This is a genomic window from Streptomyces luteireticuli (assembly GCF_041519305.1).
Lineage (GTDB): Bacteria > Actinomycetota > Actinomycetes > Streptomycetales > Streptomycetaceae > Streptomyces > Streptomyces luteireticuli.
In genome coordinates this window covers 1,796,764-1,812,612 of sequence record NZ_CP167927.1, presented here as the reverse complement: position 1 = coordinate 1,812,612, position 15,849 = coordinate 1,796,764, and the positions used below count along the sequence as shown (strand labels likewise).

Sequence of the window (15,849 nt, the reverse complement as noted above, 5' to 3'; positions counted from 1 at the left end):
AGAGGGGGAGCCGGGACCGACTGCCGGGGCCTACTCTCTGCCTCAACCCGAGTTTATACGACACATGTTCACATGGTGTTTCGGGTACCTGTCGCCGGTATTTCCGGCAAGGGGATATCAGGGCCGCCTGCGGGGTGGATTTCGGTTATTTCGTTCCGAGCCGCACACACCTGACCTCGGTTTCTTTCCCGGGGACGGTAGGCCGAAACTCGTCGGTGTTTATGACCAGCGCAATCCCCGGTGCCCTCAGCTGCCGTCATGCCAACGGAATGTGCCGGAGTGCGCTCCGCCTCCAGCCTAGCGGTTATGGGGTCGTTGCGAGGCGTTTCGATCGCGCCGTCTGGGCATCATCGTCCGTGACGACGGCGGCCGGCGCCGCGGCGGCCCGCTTGAGGAGGGAAGGGCTTCCATGGGTGAGAAGGTCGCGGCCGCGGGGTTCGACCTGACCGACCGCCAGCGCCACCGGGACAAGCTCCGGCAGTGCCTGGAAGCGTTGGCGGGGTTACTCCGGGAGCGGCGTTTCGATCGTCCCCGCAATCTTATGGGGCTGGAGATCGAGTTGAATCTGGCGGGCCCCGACGGCATGCCGAGCATGATGAATGCCAAGGTGCTGGAGCGGATCGCGAGCCATGATTTCCAGACCGAACTCGGTCAGTTCAACCTCGAAGTAAACATTGTTCCGCACCAGTTGTCGGGAGCGGTTCTCGACCAGCTTGCCGAGGAGTTGCGCACCGGCCTCGGGTATGCCGACCGAAAGGCCCGGGAAGTCGGTTCCCGAATAGTGATGATCGGCATTCTGCCGACGCTCGGCCAGGCCGACCTGGTCCCCGCGAACTTCTCCGCGGCCGACCGCTACGCCCTGCTCAACGCCCAGGTGGTGGCCGCCCGCGGCGAGGACTTCGCCATCGACATCGAGGGCGTCGAACGGCTCGTGTGCACCGCGGGTTCCATCTGTCCCGAGGCCGCCTGCACCTCCGTCCAGCTGCATCTCCAGGTCACCCCCGGGCGGTTCGCCGCCGTGTGGAACGCCGCCCAGGCGATCGCGGCCGCGCAGATCGCGGTGGGCGCCAACTCGCCCTTCCTCTTCGGCCGGGAGCTGTGGCGCGAGTCGCGGCCGCCGCTGTTCGTCCAGTCCACCGACACCCGCCCGCCGGAGCTGCAGGCACAAGGGGTGCGGCCGCGCACCTGGTTCGGCGAGCGCTGGATCGGTTCCGCCTACGAACTCTTCGAGGAGAACCTGCGGTTCTTCCCGCCGCTGCTGCCCATCAGCGGCGACGAGGACCCGCTGCGCGTGCTGGACGGCGGCGGGGTGCCGCGGCTGGACGAACTCACGCTGCACAACGGCACGATCTACCGCTGGAACCGCCCGGTCTACGGCATCGCCGACGGCGTCCCCCACCTGCGGGTGGAGAACCGGGTGCTGCCCGCCGGACCGACCGTGGCCGACGTCCTGGCCAACACCGCGTTCTACTACGGCCTGGTGCGGGCCCTGGCCGAGGAGCCGCGCCCGGTCTGGACGCGGCTGCCCTTCGCCGTCGCCGCCGACAACTTCGACGCCGCCTGCCGGCACGGCATCGACGCCGTGCTGCGCTGGCCGAAGGCCGGGCGGGGCGGCACCGTGGTCCCCGTGCCGGCGGTCCGGCTGGTCCGCGAGGAGCTGCTGCCGCTGGCCGCCGCGGGGCTGGACGCCTGGGGCGTCGAACCGGCCGACCGCGACCGCTACTTGGGGATCATCGAGGGCCGCTGCCGCTGGCGGGTCAACGGGGCGTCCTGGCAGACCGCCACCTACCACCTGGCGCGGGACAAGGGCCTGGACCGGCACGCCGCGCTGGCCGCCACCACGCGCCGCTACTGCGAGCTGATGGCCACCGGGGACCCGGTGCACACCTGGCCCGTCGGCATCGGCTGACACGGCCGTACCCCCTGTCGTCCGGCCGTCGGGCCGTCGGGCAAGCTGGTCACGGACGAGTGACCGGACGACGGACGCGGGAGTGGTGGAGTGCGGCAGAACGCCCGGGACACGGCACAGACCCCGGTGGCGGAACCCATGGCCGGCCCCGGCCCGTCGCGGCGGATCCTGGGCACCGAGACCCTGCTGGTCCTCGCCCTGTCGCTGGGCGCCAGCGCGGTCTCCGCACTGATCAGCTTCATCGGCGCCGCGACCCGGCCGGGCGGGCTCAAGGACCAGGCCGCGCGGCTCAACGCCTCGCACGCGCCCGGCCGGCCCTGGCTGGACCTGGCCTGGCAGGTCTTCGGCATCGCCACCGCGCTGGTGCCCGTGTTCCTCGTCGCGCACCTGCTGCTGCGCGAGGGGGCCGGTCTGCGGACGATCGGCCTCGACCGCCGCCGCCCCGGCTCCGACCTGGCCCGGGGCACCGCCGTCGCGGCGGTGGTGGGCGGCACCGGCCTGCTCCTCTACCTCGGGGCCCGGGCCTTCGGCGCCAACCTGACGGTGGTGCCGGAGTCCTTGCCCGACGTCTGGTGGAAGTTCCCGGTGCTGATCGCCTCCGCCGTGCAGAACGCGGTCCTGGAGGAGGTCGTGGTCGTCGGCTACCTGCTGCGCCGGCTCGGGCAGCTGGGCTGGTCGCCGGCGGCGGCACTGGCCGCGAGCGCGGTGCTGCGCGGCTCGTACCACCTCTACCAGGGCATCGGCGGCCTCGTCGGGAACATGGCGATGGGCGTGCTCTTCGTCCTGCTCTACCGGCGCTGGGGCCGGGTGGGTCCGCTGGTGGCCGCGCACGCCCTGATCGACATCGTGGCCTTCGTCGGCTACGCGCTGCTCGCCGGCCGCGTGGGCTGGCTGCCCACGGGCTGACGGGCCGCGGACCGACGGGCCTCGGGGCGCGTCAGTCCTGGACGAGCAGTTCGCCGTCGATGACGGTGACCGCGTCACCGGTCAGCAGCGTCCGCTCCCCGCGCAGGGAGACCCGCACCAGCCCCTGACGGGCCCCGCCCTGGAGCCCCGTCAGCTCCGTGCGTCCCAGGCGTGCGGACCAGAACGGGGCCAGCGCGGTGTGGGCGCTGCCCGTGACGGGGTCCTCGTCGATGCCCGCGTTCGGGAAGAAGCCGCGCGAGACGAAGTCGTAGCCGCGGGCCGGGTCCTCGGCCGGCGCGGTGACGATGACGCCCCTGCGGGACCGCCCGGTCAGGGCCCGCAGGTCGGGGGCGAGCGCACGGACGGTCTTCTCGTCGGCCAGCTCCACCAGCAGGTCGCCGAGGTGGCCGCTGGTGTCGTGCACGCCCAGCGGCCGGGCGCCCAGGCCGTCGGCCAGTCCCTCCGGAATGGCGACCGGGGTGAGCGAGGACGTCGGGAAGTCCAGGGTGATCGAGCCGTCCTCCGCCGCGGTCGTGACCAGGGCCCCGCACCGGGCGGCGAACCGCACCGTCCCCGTGGCCGTACCGGTGGTGTGCAGGACGTGCGCCGTGGCGAGGGTGGCGTGCCCGCACATGTCCACCTCGGTCGTCGGGGTGAACCAGCGCAGCGCCCAGTCCGCCTCCGCGGCGTCGGGCAGGGGATGGGCGAACGCGGTCTCGGAGAGGTTGACCTCCGCGGCGATCCTCTGGAGCCGCTCGTCGTCGGGGAAGCCCTCGGGTCCGAAGAGCAGGACGCCCGCGGGGTTGCCGGCGAAGGGACGGTCGGTGAAAGCGTCGACGATTCGGATGCGCATGGCGTGACCGTAGGCGCGGTGGCGCGGCGGCGTACACGGCCAATGGGGGAGAAGTGGATCCGTGTCCGGGGGAATCCGCGAAGCATCGGGGGCCGGGGGCTTGTCGTACGAGTGTTTCCGATATATCGTCGAAGCATCGTGAACGATCGATGATCGGAGGGAACGATATGTACTCCCACCAGGAACACGAACACCAGGGCCCCCGCCGCCGAGGCTGGGGCGAGCGCGGCGGACGGCGCGCCTTCGGGCCGTTCGGTCCTCCGTTCGGCGGGCCGCCCTTCGGCGGCCGCGGGCGCGGCGGCCCGGGCGGCCGGGCCCGCCGCGGCGACGTACGGGCCTCGATCCTGGCGCTGCTCCAGGACCGGCCGATGCACGGCTACGAGATGATCCGCGAGATCGCCGAGCGCAGCGGCGGCGCCTGGAAGCCCAGCCCGGGGTCGGTCTACCCGACCCTGCAACTGCTGGAGGACGAGGGCCTGATCAGCAGTGAGAGCGAGGGCGGCAAGAAGCTCTTCACCCTCACCGACGAGGGCCGCGCCGAGGCCGCGGCCGGGTCGCCCACCCCGTGGGAAGAGGTCGGCGGGGGCATCGACCTGGAGGCCATGCGGGAGATCCGGCAGGCGGGCTTCGGGCTCATGGAGGCCTTCGGCCAGGTCTGGAAGACCGGCACTCCCGAACAGCGGGAGAAGGCCCTCGCCGTCATCAACGAGTCCCGCAAGAAGCTCTACCTGATCCTCGCCGAGGAGGGGTGAGCCGGAGCCGGGGAGGAGGACCGGGGGCGGGGGCGCGACCCCGAGAGGGCGCGCTCCCGTCTCCTCCTCAAGGAGGAGCGCGTGTTCGAACGCGCCCAACTCGCGTCGGATGTACGAATGGTTCCCCCCGGGGATGCCGCCGCGGCCCGGGACTGATGGGGTGGGAGGGTGTACAGCCGGACCTCCGACCACAGCACCCCCGGCGAGAGACCGCTGAGCGCGGAGCTGGCCGCGGCGGTCGCCGGTGCCCGCAGACGCGCGCAGCGCGACGGTGACCGGCAGATCGACACCGCCCACCTCCTGCACTCCCTGCTCGAGGCCGACGCCGACGCCCGCCACGCGCTGCCCGGGGGACCTCCCCAGGTCGCCCGGCTGCTCGGCTACCTCGTCCAGCGCTCCATCGGCTACGGGCTGCGCTGGTCCGCCACCGTGGAGGACTCCCAGGCCCTGCCCCGGCTGCCCGAGGGCGGGGCGCCCGGCTGGTCGCCCGCCGCCGCCACCGCCATGACCGCGGCCGCCGCCCGGGCCGCCGCCCGCGGCGCCGGTCCCGTCGGGGGCACCGACCTGCTCGCCGCCCTCGCCCATGACCCCCGCTGCCGCGCGGTGGACGTGCTGCGCCGGGCCGGAGTCGACCTCCCGGCCCTGGACGCCCGGCTGGAGCCCGCGGTCCGCCATGCACAAAGTGGCTGACACTCCTGACGTGGCCTTGGCATGATGCAGCGATGCAGACGTCTCAGGGGAGGGGCGTGGGGCTGGGGCTCGCCCTGGTCTCCGCGCTCGCGTTCGGCGGTTCGGGAGTCGCGGCCAAGCCGCTGATCGAGGCGGGGCTCGACCCGCTGCACGTGGTCTGGCTGAGGGCGACCGGTGCCGCGCTCGTCCTGCTGCCGGTCGCCTGGCGGCACCGCGCGCTGGTGCGCCGCCGTCCCGCCCTGCTCGCGGGGTTCGGACTGCTGGGCGTCGCGGGCGTCCAGACCTGCTACTTCGCGGCCATCTCCCGGATCCCCGTCGGGGTCGCCCTGCTCGTCGAGTACCTCGGTCCCGCGCTGCTGCTCGGCTGGGTGCGGTTCGTGCAGCGGCGGCCGGTGAGCCGGGCGGCCGCGGCCGGGGTGGTGCTGGCCGTCGGCGGGCTCGCCTGCGTCGTCGAGGTGTGGTCCGGGCTGCGCTTCGACGCCCTGGGCCTCGTCATCGCGCTGGGCGGGGCCTGCTGCCAGGCCGGCTACTTCGTCCTGGCCGACCACGGGGCCGACGGCGAGGACGCCGCGGACCCGGTGGGCGTCACCGCCCACGGACTGCTCGTCGGCGCCCTCGTCCTCACCGTCGTCGCCCGGCCCTGGACCCTGGACTGGCACCTGCTCGCGGGACGCGCGGCGATGGACGGCACGGGCGTCCCCGCCGGGCTGCTGCTCGCCTGGCTCGTGCTGGTCGCCACCGTCGCGGCCTATCTCACCGGGGTCGTCTCGGTGCGCCGCCTCTCCTCCCAAGTGGCCTGCGTCGTCGCCTTCCTGGAGGCGCTCGTGGCCGTCGTGCTGGCCTGGGTGCTGCTCGGCGAGGGACTGTCCGCGCCGCAGGCGGTGGGCGGCGCCCTGGTGCTGGCCGGTGCCTTTATCGCGCAGACGTCCACGCCCCGGGCCGCCCGCCCGGAACCGGTCGCCCAGGGGGCCGCAACGGCGGGCGCCGGCCGGGAGTCGCCCGGCGGCCGGGAGTTGTCCGACGACTCGCTCCCGGCATAAGGTTCCGATCATGCCCACGACTGCTGTTCTGCCGCCTCCCGCCGCGTAGCGCGGGCGGCCGCCGCTTCCTGAGAAGCCTCCTGAGGACACCGCGCCCCGGCGTGCGCTGCGATGCGCCCGGGGACGGTCGCCGCTGCCCGCACAGAGGACCACGCGATCCCCTCACGTCTTCTGCGGGAGAACAGTCATGTCCGACTCCACCCTTGCCCCGTCCTGCCCCGCGCAGGACAACTCCCCGATATCCGCGGCCCCTTCGGCCGCACGCGGCCTGCTCTACGTCACCTTCACCGCCCTCTCCTGGGGCACCACCGGTGCCACCGCCACCCTGGCCCTCGCCAGCAGCGGACTCGGGCCCGTCGCGCTCACCTTCTGGCGCGGCGCGGGCGGTTTCGCGCTGCTGCTGGCCGTACGGCTCCTCGCGCCCTCCCGGCGGCGGGCGCGCCGCGGCCGCGCGGCCGGGCCGCTGCGCCGGCGGATCGTGCCCGCCCTCGTCAACGGCGTGGGCCTGACCGTCTTCAACGCCGCCTTCTTCGCGGCGGTCGAGGCCACCGGCACCGCGGTCGGCACGGTGGTCACCCTGGGGGCGGCGCCCGTGCTGGCGGCCGCCGCCGGGCGGCTGCTCATGGGCGAACGGCTCGGCACCGGCGGCCGGCTGGCGACCGGCGGGGCGATCGCCGGGCTGGCGGTGCTGGTCCTCGGCGGCGGCGCGGGCACGGTGCGCCCCGCGGGGGTGGCGCTCGCGCTGCTGTCCGGCGCGGGGTACGCGCTCTTCACGGTCTACACCCGGCATCTCGGCCGGACGGGCCGGGCGGCGGACCCGTTCGGCACGACGCTGACGTCCTTCGGCGTGTGCACGGTCGCCCTCCTGCCGCTCGCCGCGGCCGAGGGGCTGCTGCCGCACACCCGTGAACTGGGCGTCACCCTGGGGCTGATGGCGTATCTGGTGACGGTGCCCACCGCGCTGGCGTACGCCCTCTTCTTCACCGGGCTGCAGGCCGTGCGGGCCACCACCGCCACGGTGATCACGCTCCTGGAGCCGGTCACCGCGGCGGTCATCGCCGTCACCCTCCTCGGGGAGCGGCTGACCGCCGCGACCGTGGCGGGCACGGCCGTGCTGATGGGCTCGGTGGCCGCGCTGGCCCTGGCGGAGGCGCGGAGCGCCGCGGCCCCCGCCCCGGCTCCGGCCCCGGTCAGCGGCCGGTGAGATAGCCCGGCACGGGGATGCCGGGCACCAGGTCGTCCGCCGGGACCGGGGTGCCGCGCACCGCGGTCACGGGGACGACGCCGCTCCAGTACGGAAGGGCGAGGTCCTCCGGGTCGTCGTCCGTTCCGCCGGCGCGGACCTTGGCGGAGACCTCGTCGAGGTCGACGCGCAGCACGGCCGTGGCCGCCCGCTCCTTCGCCGACGCCGGCCGGGAGTCGGCGGCCCGGCCGGGCACGGCCTGGTCGACCAGGGCGTCCAGGGCGGTGGACAGCTCCTCGGGGTCCGTGACCGGGCGGGCGGTGCCGTGCACCACGACGCAGCGGTAGTTGACGGAGTGGTTGAACGCGGAGCGGGCCAGGACGAGCCCGTCGACATGGGTGACCGTCAGGCAGACGGGCATGCCTGGCTCCCCGGCCCGGCCGGCCGCGCGCAGTGGCGCGGAGCCGGTGGAGCCGTGCACGTACAGCCGCTCGCCGACGCGCCCGTAGAGGGTGGGCAGGACGACGGGGGCGCCGTCGCGGACGAAGCCGAGGTGGCACAGGAAGCCGTCGTCGAGTATCGCGTGGACCAGCTCGCGGTCGTAGGAGACGCGGTCGCGGTAGCGGGTGGGAGTGGTGCGGCGCGTCCGCTCGTACGGACCGGTCCGGGGCGGGGGCGGGGAAGGGGACGCGGGAGAGGACATTGCCGGAGAGGACATTGCGCGCTCCATTGCACTAGTGCATAGTGTTCTTTGTGCTAGGAGAGTATCGGATCACGGGCCGCCGTGCGGCGGAGATCTCCGCGAGCGTGGAGCGCGCCGTGGGGGAGGGCGACCTCGCCCCCGGTCAACTGCTGCCGCCCATGCGGGAATTGGCCGTCGAGCTGGGGGTCAATCACAACACCGTCGCGTCCGCCTACCGGATCCTGCGGGATCGCGGGGTGATCGAGACGGCCGGGCGGCGCGGCACCCGGGTGCGCCCGCGGCCGTCCAGTACGTCGCGCGAGCTCGTGCAGGTCGACGTCCCCGAGGGTGTGCTGGACGCGGCGGCCGGCAATCCCGACCCCGCCCTGCTGCCGCCGCTCGGCGCGGCACTCGCGGCGGCCGCCGGGCGTGCCTCCCGCGCACCCGTTCTCTACGGGGCCCCGCCGGTGGACACCGAGCTGGAGCGGCTGGCCCGGGCCGCCTTCGACGCGGAGGGCGTGCCCGCCGGGCCCGTGGCCGTCACCGCGGGCGCGCTGGACGGCGTCGAGCGGGTGCTCGGCGCCCATCTGCGCCCCGGCGACGCCGTCGCCGTCGAGGACCCCGGCTGGGGCGCCCTCCTCGACCTCGTCCCGGCCCTCGGGCTGCGCCCCGTCCCCGTCGGGGTGGACGACGACGGCCCGCTGCCCGACGAGGCGGCCCGCGCGCTGGCGCAGGGGGCGCGGGCCCTCCTGGTCACCGGCCGTGCGCAGAACCCCACCGGGGCGGTGATCGGCGCGGAGCGGGCCCGCGCGCTGCGCGCCGTCCTGGCGGACCACCCCCAGGCGCTGCTGGTCGAGGACGACCACGGCCACGGCATCGTCGATGATGCCCTGCACACCCTCGCCGGGGCCACCGGGCGCTGGGCGTTCGTCCGCTCGGTGGCCAAGGCCTACGGGCCCGATCTGCGGCTCGCGGTGCTCACCGGCGATCCGGTCACCGTGGACCGGGTCCGGGGGCGGCAGCGGCTGGGCCCCGGCTGGGTGAGCCACCTCCTCCAGGACACCGTGGTGCACCTCTGGCGCACCGGCGCGGTCGACCCGGCGGCCACGGCCGCCTCCTACGGCCGCCGCCGCGACGCACTGATAACGGCCCTGCGCGAGCGGGGAGTCGAGGCCCGCGGCCGCAGCGGGATGAACGTCTGGATCCCCGTGCCCGACGAGACGGGGGCGGTGGCCCGGATGCTCCAGGCCGGGTACGCGGTGGCGCCGGGCGCCCGGTTCCGGGTGGCCTCGCCTCCCGGCGTCCGGGTCACGGTCTCGGCGCTGACCGCGGACGACATAGGCCCGGTCGCGGACGCGCTGGCGTCCGTGACCGGCCCGGCGCGGGCGGTCCGTTACGGCTGAGCGGCGGCGGCTCTCCGGGGGGCTTTCGCCCGGCCCCTAGGGGCGGACGTGCTCGGGCCGGGGGGCCTTGCCGGGCGGGGGCGCGGCGTCCTCGGTGCGGGTGCGCCGGGGCCTGCCGGTGCGGGACGCCCCGGTCTGGGTGAGGGCCGCTCCGGCCAGGACCACGGCCGCGCCGACGGGGGTGTTCCAGCTGAGCCGTTCGCCCAGCAGGGCCGCGCCGGCCGCCGTGGCCACGACCGGGATGAAGTAGGTGCTCAGCGCCGCCGTCGTCGGGCCGACCTCGGCGACCAGGCCGTACTGGACGAGCATGGCCAGGCCGGTGCCCAGTGCGCCCAGCGCGGCGATCGCCAGGACCGGCACGAGATGGAAGGAGGAGGGCAGCGGCGCCGCCAGCGGCGCGATGACCGCCAGTTGGACGGTGCCCACCAGCAACTGGCCCGTGGACAGCGACAGATGGGACTCGCCCGTGCCCGAGAGCGTGCGCTTCACATAGATCCAGCCGACCGCGTAACTGGCGGACGCCGTCAGGGCCATGGCCGTGCCCCAGGGGTCCTGCCCGGAGAACCCCTTCCAGGCGCCCAGCACGATGAGCACCCCGGCGAAGCCCAGGAGGAGCCCCGCGAACCGGCGGCGGGTCGGCCGGTCCTCGGAGAGCGCCACGAGGGAGAGCACCATCCCCCACAGCGGCGTGGTGGCGTTGCAGATGCCCGCGAGGGAGGAGGGGATCGTCAGTTCCGAGTAGGCGAACAGGGAGAAGGGCAGGACGTTGAGCAGGAATGCCGCGACCGTCAGATGCGCCCAGGTGCGCCGGGCCCGCGGCAGCCGCCCCCGCCGGAGGACGAGCACCAGGGCGAGCACCGCCGTGCCGAAGAGCATGCGGCCGAAGGAGACGAAGAGCGGGGCGTAGCCGTCCGTCCCCAGCCGCATGAACAGGAAGCTGAAACCCCAGACGAGGGCCAGCGCGCCGAAGCGGATGCGCCAGTCCAGGGAGGAGGAGCGCGGGCCGGCCGTGGCCGGAGCGCCGGAAGCCGGAGTGCTGGAAGGGGAGTCAGCGGTGGGGGTAAGAGGTGGGGCAGAGGAGGAGCGTGGAGTGACGGTCGTCATGAGCACACAAGATGTCGCGCCCATCCCGTTAGGACAAGCAATTAATGGTTGGCGCAATCGCGTAGCATCGCTGAGGTGTTGAACCTCGAACGCCTCCGGACCCTCGACGCCGTCGCCCGCTACGGCTCGGTCGGCGGAGCGGCCGACGGACTGCACGTCACCACCTCCGCCGTCTCCCAGCAGCTGGCCAAGCTGGAGCGGGAGACCGGCCAGCAGCTGCTGGCCAAGCAGGGCCGCGGGGTGCGCCTCACCGACGCGGGCCGGCTGCTCGCCGCCCACGCGGCGCGCATTCTCACCCAGGTCGAGTTCGCCCGGGCGGATCTGGAGGCGCAGCGCGGCCAGGCCATCGGCGAGCTGCTGATCGGCGCCTTCCCGACCGCCGCCCGCGGGGTGCTGCCGGCGGCGCTGGCCCGGCTGCGCGCGGAACATCCCCGGCTGACCGTCAGCCTGGAGGAGATGCGGCCCGAGGAGGCCGTGCGCCGGGTGGAGCGCGGCGACCTGGACCTGGCCGTCGTCCTCGACTGGGACAACCGGCCGACGACCCTGCCCGCCGGGCTGTCGAAGGCCGCGATCCTCGACGACCCCGTCGACGTGGCGGTGCCGGAGGGCCACCGCCTCGCCGGGCGCGACGACATCGTCCTGGAGGACCTCGCGGCCGACGAGTGGGTCTCCTGGCCCAAGGGCGAGTTCTGTCACGACTGGCTGCTGTGCACCCTGCGGGGCAAGGGCATCGAGCCGCGGATCTCGCACCTGGCCGACGAGCACCACACCCAGCTCGCCCTGGTCGCCGCCGGGTTCGGGGTCGTCGTCTCGCCCCGGCTGGGCCGCGGGCCCGTTCCCGACGGGGTGCGCATGGTGCCCGTGCGGCACGCGATGTGCCGGCACGTCTTCGCCGTCTGGCGCACCGGGGCCGGCGACCGGCCCTCGGTGCGGGCCGCCGTCGGGGCGCTGTGCGCGGTCGGCCGGGCGGTCGCCGGGGCGGCGGGGCGGGGCCCGCGGCCGGGGGCGCGCGAAACCCCCGCGCCCCCGCAGTAACCTGGGGCGATGCTCCCCGAAGTCACCGCCATCCGCTACGTCACGCCCTTGCGTGAGGGCGGCTCGCTGCCGGGCATCGTCGAGGCCGACGATCTCGGCACCTATGTCATGAAGTTCACCGGGGCCGGGCAGGGCCGCAAGACCCTCGTCGCCGAGGTGATCTGCGGTCAGTTGGCCAGGGCGCTGGGGCTGCGCGTCCCGGAGCTGGTCGGCATCCAGCTGGACCCGGTCATCGGCCGCGCCGAGCCCGACCCGGAGGTGCAGGGGCTGCTCAAGGCCAGCGGCGGGCTCAACCTCGGCATGGACTACCTCCCCGGCGCCCTCGGCTTCGACCCGCTCGCCTTCGAGACGGACGCCGCCGAGGCGGGGCGCGTGGTGTGGTTCGACGCGCTGGTGGGCAACGTCGACCGCTCCTGGCGCAACCCCAACCTCCTGGTGTGGCACGGCGCCCTGTGGCTCATCGACCACGGCGCGACGATGATCTGGCATCACAACTGGCCGTCCGCGCCGGCCGCCGCGGCCAAGCCGTACGACGCCTCCGACCACGTCCTGGCCACCTTCGCCCCGGACCTCGCCGGGGCCGCCGCCGCACTGGCCCCGCGGGTGACCGAGGAGTTGCTGACCGAGGTCCTCGCCGACGTCCCGGACGAATGGCTGGCCGACGAGCCGGGGTTCACCGGTCCGGACGCCGTCCGCCGCGCCTACGTCGAGGCGCTGCGGGACCGCGCCGCCACCGTGGGCGAGCGGATCACCATCGGCGAACGCAGCGCGGACAAGCCCTCGGAAGCGCCCGAGTGGGTGCGGGTCAGGTTGGACAGGAAGGCCGGGAAGTGACGGACCACAAGGGCAGCATGGGCGCCAAGGGCAGCATGGATCCCAGAGGCGGCATGGATCCCAAAGAGCGTGAGGTGTTCGAGTACGCGCTGCTGCGCGTCGTCCCCCGGGTCGAGCGCGGGGAGCAGATCAACGCCGGCGTGGTCGTCTACTGCCAGGCCGAGTCGTACGTCGAGGCCCGCGTCCACCTGGACGAGCGCCGTCTGCTGGCCCTCGACCCGACGGCCGACGTGGCGGGCGTCCGGGCCGCGCTGCACGCCGTCGAGGGGATCTGCGCCGGCGGGGCGCGTGCGGGCCAGGCCGCCTGCGACGACGCCGGACGCCGTTTCCGCTGGCTGATCGCGCCGCGCAGCACGGTCGTCCAGCCCGGACCGGTGCACACCGGGCTGACCGGCGATCCCCGGGCGGAACCGGAGCGCCTGCTCGACCTGCTGGTCAGGTGAGACACCGTGGTGCGCGGGGGCGTTGACAGCGGGTGGCCGGGCTTCTAGCGTCTGATCGGCCGAAGCTACTAAGCGGTTGCTCACCCGCTGCTCCCCGCGCGGGGGAGCCGCCAACGAGGTGAGGAGATACGGCATGTCCACCACCGAGCGACGGGTGGCCGTCGTCACCGGCGCGGCACGAGGCATCGGCGCCGCGACGGCCCTGCGGCTGGCCCGGGACGGGTACGCGGTCGCCGTCCTCGACCTCGACGAGGCGGCCTGCGCCGGCACCGTGGAGCAGATCGCCGCGGCCGGCGGCACCGCCCTCGCCGTCGGCTGCGACGTCTCCGACACCGATCAGGTGACCGCCGCGGTCGCCCGGGTGACGGCGGAACTCGGCGCCCCCGCCGTGCTCGTCAACAACGCCGGGGTGCTCCGCGACAACCTGCTGTTCAAGATGAGCGACAGCGACTGGGACACCGTCATGAACGTGCACCTGCGCGGTGCGTTCCTGATGGCGCGGGCCTGCCAGAAGCACATGGTGGACGCCGGCTGGGGCCGTATCGTCAACCTCTCCAGCAGCTCCGCCCTCGGCAACCGCGGCCAGGTCAACTACTCCGCCGCCAAGGCCGGGTTGCAGGGCTTCACCAAGACCCTCGCCAAGGAGCTCGGCAAGTTCGGCGTCACCGTCAACGCCGTCGCCCCCGGCTTCATCGCCACCGACATGACCGCCTCCACCGCGGCGCGGATCGGTGTGGGCTTCGAGGACCTCCAGGCCGCGGCGGCCAAGGAGATCCCGGTGGGCCGGGTCGGCCGGCCCGAGGACGTCGCCGACGCCATCGCCTTCTTCGCCGGGGAGAACGCCGGCTTCGTCTCCGGCCAGGTCCTGTACGTGGCCGGCGGGCCGCTCGACTGAACGCCGCTCGACCGAACGGGAGCACCAGCATGACCGCACAGGAGCCCGCCGGCACCGGCAGAGTGGCGCTGATCACCGGGGCCAGCCGCGGCATCGGCCACGCCATCGCCGAGGCCCTCGTCGCCCGCGGCGACCGCGTCGTCATCACGGGCCGCAACGAGGAGGCGCTGAAGGAGGCCGTCGCCTCGCTCGGCGAGGGGCGGGCGCTCGGCGTGCCCGGCAAGGCGCACGACGAGGCCCACCAGGCCGCCGCCGTCGAGGCCGCGATGGAACGCTTCGGCCGCATCGACTACCTCGTCAACAACGCCGGTACCAACCCGGTGTTCGGGCCCATCGCCGACACCGACCTCGCCGTCGCCCGCAAGGTCTTCGAGACCAACGTCGTCTCCGCGCTCGGCTTCGCCCAGCGCACCTGGCACGCCTGGCAGAAGGAGAACGGCGGGGCGATCGTCAACGTCACCTCCATCGCCGGCCTCGCCGCCTCCCCCTTCGTCGGCGTCTACGGCATGAGCAAGGCCGCCATGGCCAACCTCACCCTCCAGCTCGCCCACGAGATGGCCCCGAAGGTGCGCGTCAACTCCCTCGCGCCCGCCGTGGTCAGGACGAAGTTCGCCGCCGCCCTCTACGAGGGACGCGAGGCGGAGGCCACCGCCTCCTACCCGCTGGGCCGCCTCGGCGTCCCGGAGGACGTGGCCGGGGCGGCCGCGTTCCTGCTCTCGGACGCCGCCGGGTGGATCACCGGGCAGACGCTCGTCCTGGACGGGGGGCTGTTCCTCAACGCCGGGATCTGAGGCGGGTCCGAGGCATGTGCGAGGCGGGTCCGGGCCGGGCCGGGGCTTCCGCCCTCCCGGCGCGGACCGGCGTTGTCAGTGGCCCCCGGTATGTTCTCCCCGAGTTCAAGAACGACCCCGGAGGTTGCTGACGTGACGGTCACCGACGTGCTGCCCGAGTCCTGGCGCACAGTCCTCGGCGAGGAACTGGAGAAGCCCTACTTCAAGGAGCTCACCGACTTCGTGGAGGAGGAGCGGACGAAGGCCCCGGTGTACCCGCCGCGCGGCGAGGTCTTCGCCGCGCTGGAGGCCACCCCCTACGAGAAGGTCAAGGTCCTCGTCCTCGGCCAGGACCCGTACCACGGCGCGGGCCAGGGCCACGGCCTGTCCTTCTCGGTCCGCCCCGGGGTGCGGACCCCGCCCTCCCTGCGCAACATCTACAAGGAGATGCGCGAGGAGCTCGGCTACGACATCCCCGACAACGGCTATCTGCTGCCCTGGGCCCAGCAGGGAGTCCTGCTGCTGAACGCGGTGCTGACGGTCCGCGGCGGCGAGCCCAACTCCCACAAGGGCAAGGGCTGGGAGAAGTTCACCGACGCGGTCATCCGCGCCGTCGCCTCCCGGCCCGACCCGGCCGTCTTCGTCCTCTGGGGCAACTACGCCCAGAAGAAGCTGCCGTTGATCGACGAATCGCGGCACGTCGTCGTCAAGGGCGCCCACCCCTCGCCGCTGTCGGCCAAGCGCTTCTTCGGCAGCCGCCCCTTCACCCAGATCAACGAGGCGATCCTGGCCCAGGGCCATGAGCCGGTCGACTGGCGCATCCCGGACCTGGAGGTCTGAGCGGTTCAGCCCGCGGTGTGCTCGAAACGGTAGGGCACGGCCTTGACGCCGTGCTCCGCCGTGTACGAGCCGCTGCCCGCCAGCCCCGCCAGCTCCCCGCCGCCCGATTCCGGCAGGACCTCGAACGCGCAGTGCACCGTGCCCCGTTCGTCGAAGGTGCCGCTCTCGTGCACCACGAAGGAGCCGCGCCGGCCGCCGACGGTTCCGTCGAACTGCTGGTGGCCGGTGAACGAGCCGGTGCCGTCCGGGCGGTAGACGATGGTGTACGCGCAGTGGGTGCCGGCCGCCTCGATGACGCCGGTGTAGGTGTTGCGCACCGCGGTTCGCGCCAGGCGCGTCCCGTCCCCGGTCCGGGAGAGCTCCTCCTCGTCCCAGCCGTCGGAGGTGAAGGCGCCGGTGATGTGCGTGGTCGTGGTCGTGGTCATGAGGGGTCCTCTCGCTCGTGCGGTGCGGGACCACTCTGTCGCCCGTACCTGACACCTTCTGTCAGGTACGGCGGGCGGGTCCGGG

Annotated in this window: 17 protein-coding genes; 13 read left to right on the top strand and 4 right to left on the bottom strand. The window is 74.0% G+C overall.

The features are described 5' to 3' along the window. The first annotated feature begins 409 nt into the window (after window positions 1–409). Both AB8735_RS07390 and AB8735_RS07385 read left to right on the top strand, forming a co-directional pair. Complete coding sequence (locus tag AB8735_RS07390) at window positions 410–1,909, top strand: glutamate--cysteine ligase (RefSeq protein WP_344031824.1); 1,500 nt, start codon at window positions 410–412, stop codon at window positions 1,907–1,909. Between the two features lie 138 nt (window positions 1,910–2,047). Next, window positions 2,048–2,815: a CPBP family intramembrane glutamic endopeptidase gene (locus AB8735_RS07385; RefSeq protein ID WP_344031853.1), complete on the top strand. Its 768-nt coding sequence runs from the start codon at window positions 2,048–2,050 to the stop codon at window positions 2,813–2,815. Between the two features lie 31 nt (window positions 2,816–2,846). Here AB8735_RS07385 and AB8735_RS07380 read toward each other — a convergent pair whose 3' ends face one another. Continuing rightward, entirely contained in the window at window positions 2,847–3,668 is an 822-nt protein-coding gene (locus AB8735_RS07380) for a PhzF family phenazine biosynthesis protein (RefSeq protein WP_372406198.1), read from the bottom strand. A gap of 167 nt (window positions 3,669–3,835) precedes the next feature. Between AB8735_RS07380 and AB8735_RS07375 the strand changes: the two genes are divergently transcribed. From AB8735_RS07375 to AB8735_RS07360, 4 genes are all read left to right on the top strand, one after another. Then, the gene (locus AB8735_RS07375; RefSeq protein WP_344032732.1) at window positions 3,836–4,420 is read left to right on the top strand and encodes a PadR family transcriptional regulator; all 585 of its coding nucleotides are present in this window, start codon (window positions 3,836–3,838) and stop codon (window positions 4,418–4,420) included. A gap of 168 nt (window positions 4,421–4,588) precedes the next feature. Next, the gene (locus tag AB8735_RS07370) at window positions 4,589–5,110 is read left to right on the top strand and encodes a Clp protease N-terminal domain-containing protein (protein ID WP_372406196.1); all 522 of its coding nucleotides are present in this window, start codon (window positions 4,589–4,591) and stop codon (window positions 5,108–5,110) included. 32 nt (window positions 5,111–5,142) lie between these two features. Then, window positions 5,143–6,150: a DMT family transporter gene (locus AB8735_RS07365; RefSeq protein WP_372406194.1), complete on the top strand. Its 1,008-nt coding sequence runs from the start codon at window positions 5,143–5,145 to the stop codon at window positions 6,148–6,150. Between the two features lie 187 nt (window positions 6,151–6,337). Then, window positions 6,338–7,354, top strand: a complete 1,017-nt coding sequence (locus tag AB8735_RS07360; protein WP_372406192.1) for a DMT family transporter — start codon at window positions 6,338–6,340, stop codon at window positions 7,352–7,354. On the opposite strand, the gene AB8735_RS07355 is transcribed toward AB8735_RS07360, so the two are convergent. After that, a complete protein-coding gene (locus AB8735_RS07355; protein WP_372411791.1) occupies window positions 7,341–8,036 on the bottom strand; it encodes a pyridoxamine 5'-phosphate oxidase family protein in 696 nt (231 codons plus the stop codon). The two genes, AB8735_RS07360 and AB8735_RS07355, sit on opposite strands and share 14 nt — an antisense overlap. A gap of 50 nt (window positions 8,037–8,086) precedes the next feature. Here AB8735_RS07355 and AB8735_RS07350 point away from each other — a divergent pair, with 50 nt between their 5' ends. Next, window positions 8,087–9,418, top strand: a complete 1,332-nt coding sequence (locus AB8735_RS07350) for an aminotransferase class I/II-fold pyridoxal phosphate-dependent enzyme (protein WP_372406190.1) — start codon at window positions 8,087–8,089, stop codon at window positions 9,416–9,418. Window positions 9,419–9,454: 36 nt separating this feature from the next. Here AB8735_RS07350 and AB8735_RS07345 read toward each other — a convergent pair whose 3' ends face one another. Further along, window positions 9,455–10,522 (bottom strand): DMT family transporter, encoded by a 1,068-nt coding sequence (locus AB8735_RS07345; RefSeq protein WP_372406188.1) that lies wholly within the window; start codon window positions 10,520–10,522, stop codon window positions 9,455–9,457. A 75-nt stretch (window positions 10,523–10,597) separates the two neighbouring features. Here AB8735_RS07345 and AB8735_RS07340 point away from each other — a divergent pair, with 75 nt between their 5' ends. From AB8735_RS07340 to AB8735_RS07315, 6 genes are all read left to right on the top strand, one after another. Next, on the top strand, window positions 10,598–11,557 hold the full coding sequence (locus AB8735_RS07340) for a LysR substrate-binding domain-containing protein (RefSeq protein WP_344032720.1): 960 nt from the start codon (window positions 10,598–10,600) through the stop codon (window positions 11,555–11,557). Between the two features lie 9 nt (window positions 11,558–11,566). Continuing rightward, the gene (locus tag AB8735_RS07335; RefSeq protein ID WP_372406185.1) at window positions 11,567–12,391 is read left to right on the top strand and encodes a HipA family kinase; all 825 of its coding nucleotides are present in this window, start codon (window positions 11,567–11,569) and stop codon (window positions 12,389–12,391) included. A gap of 35 nt (window positions 12,392–12,426) precedes the next feature. After that, window positions 12,427–12,834: a DUF3037 domain-containing protein gene (locus AB8735_RS07330; protein WP_372411790.1), complete on the top strand. Its 408-nt coding sequence runs from the start codon at window positions 12,427–12,429 to the stop codon at window positions 12,832–12,834. A 133-nt stretch (window positions 12,835–12,967) separates the two neighbouring features. Then, window positions 12,968–13,729, top strand: a complete 762-nt coding sequence (gene fabG, locus AB8735_RS07325) for a 3-oxoacyl-ACP reductase FabG (RefSeq protein ID WP_372406183.1) — start codon at window positions 12,968–12,970, stop codon at window positions 13,727–13,729. Between the two features lie 29 nt (window positions 13,730–13,758). Beyond that, window positions 13,759–14,520 (top strand): SDR family oxidoreductase, encoded by a 762-nt coding sequence (locus tag AB8735_RS07320; RefSeq protein ID WP_344032716.1) that lies wholly within the window; start codon window positions 13,759–13,761, stop codon window positions 14,518–14,520. A 90-nt stretch (window positions 14,521–14,610) separates the two neighbouring features. Next, on the top strand, window positions 14,611–15,339 hold the full coding sequence (locus AB8735_RS07315; protein ID WP_344032739.1) for a uracil-DNA glycosylase: 729 nt from the start codon (window positions 14,611–14,613) through the stop codon (window positions 15,337–15,339). A 5-nt stretch (window positions 15,340–15,344) separates the two neighbouring features. Here AB8735_RS07315 and AB8735_RS07310 read toward each other — a convergent pair whose 3' ends face one another. Further along, entirely contained in the window at window positions 15,345–15,764 is a 420-nt protein-coding gene (locus tag AB8735_RS07310; RefSeq protein WP_372406180.1) for a DUF3224 domain-containing protein, read from the bottom strand. Between the last annotated feature and the right edge of the window lie 85 nt (window positions 15,765–15,849).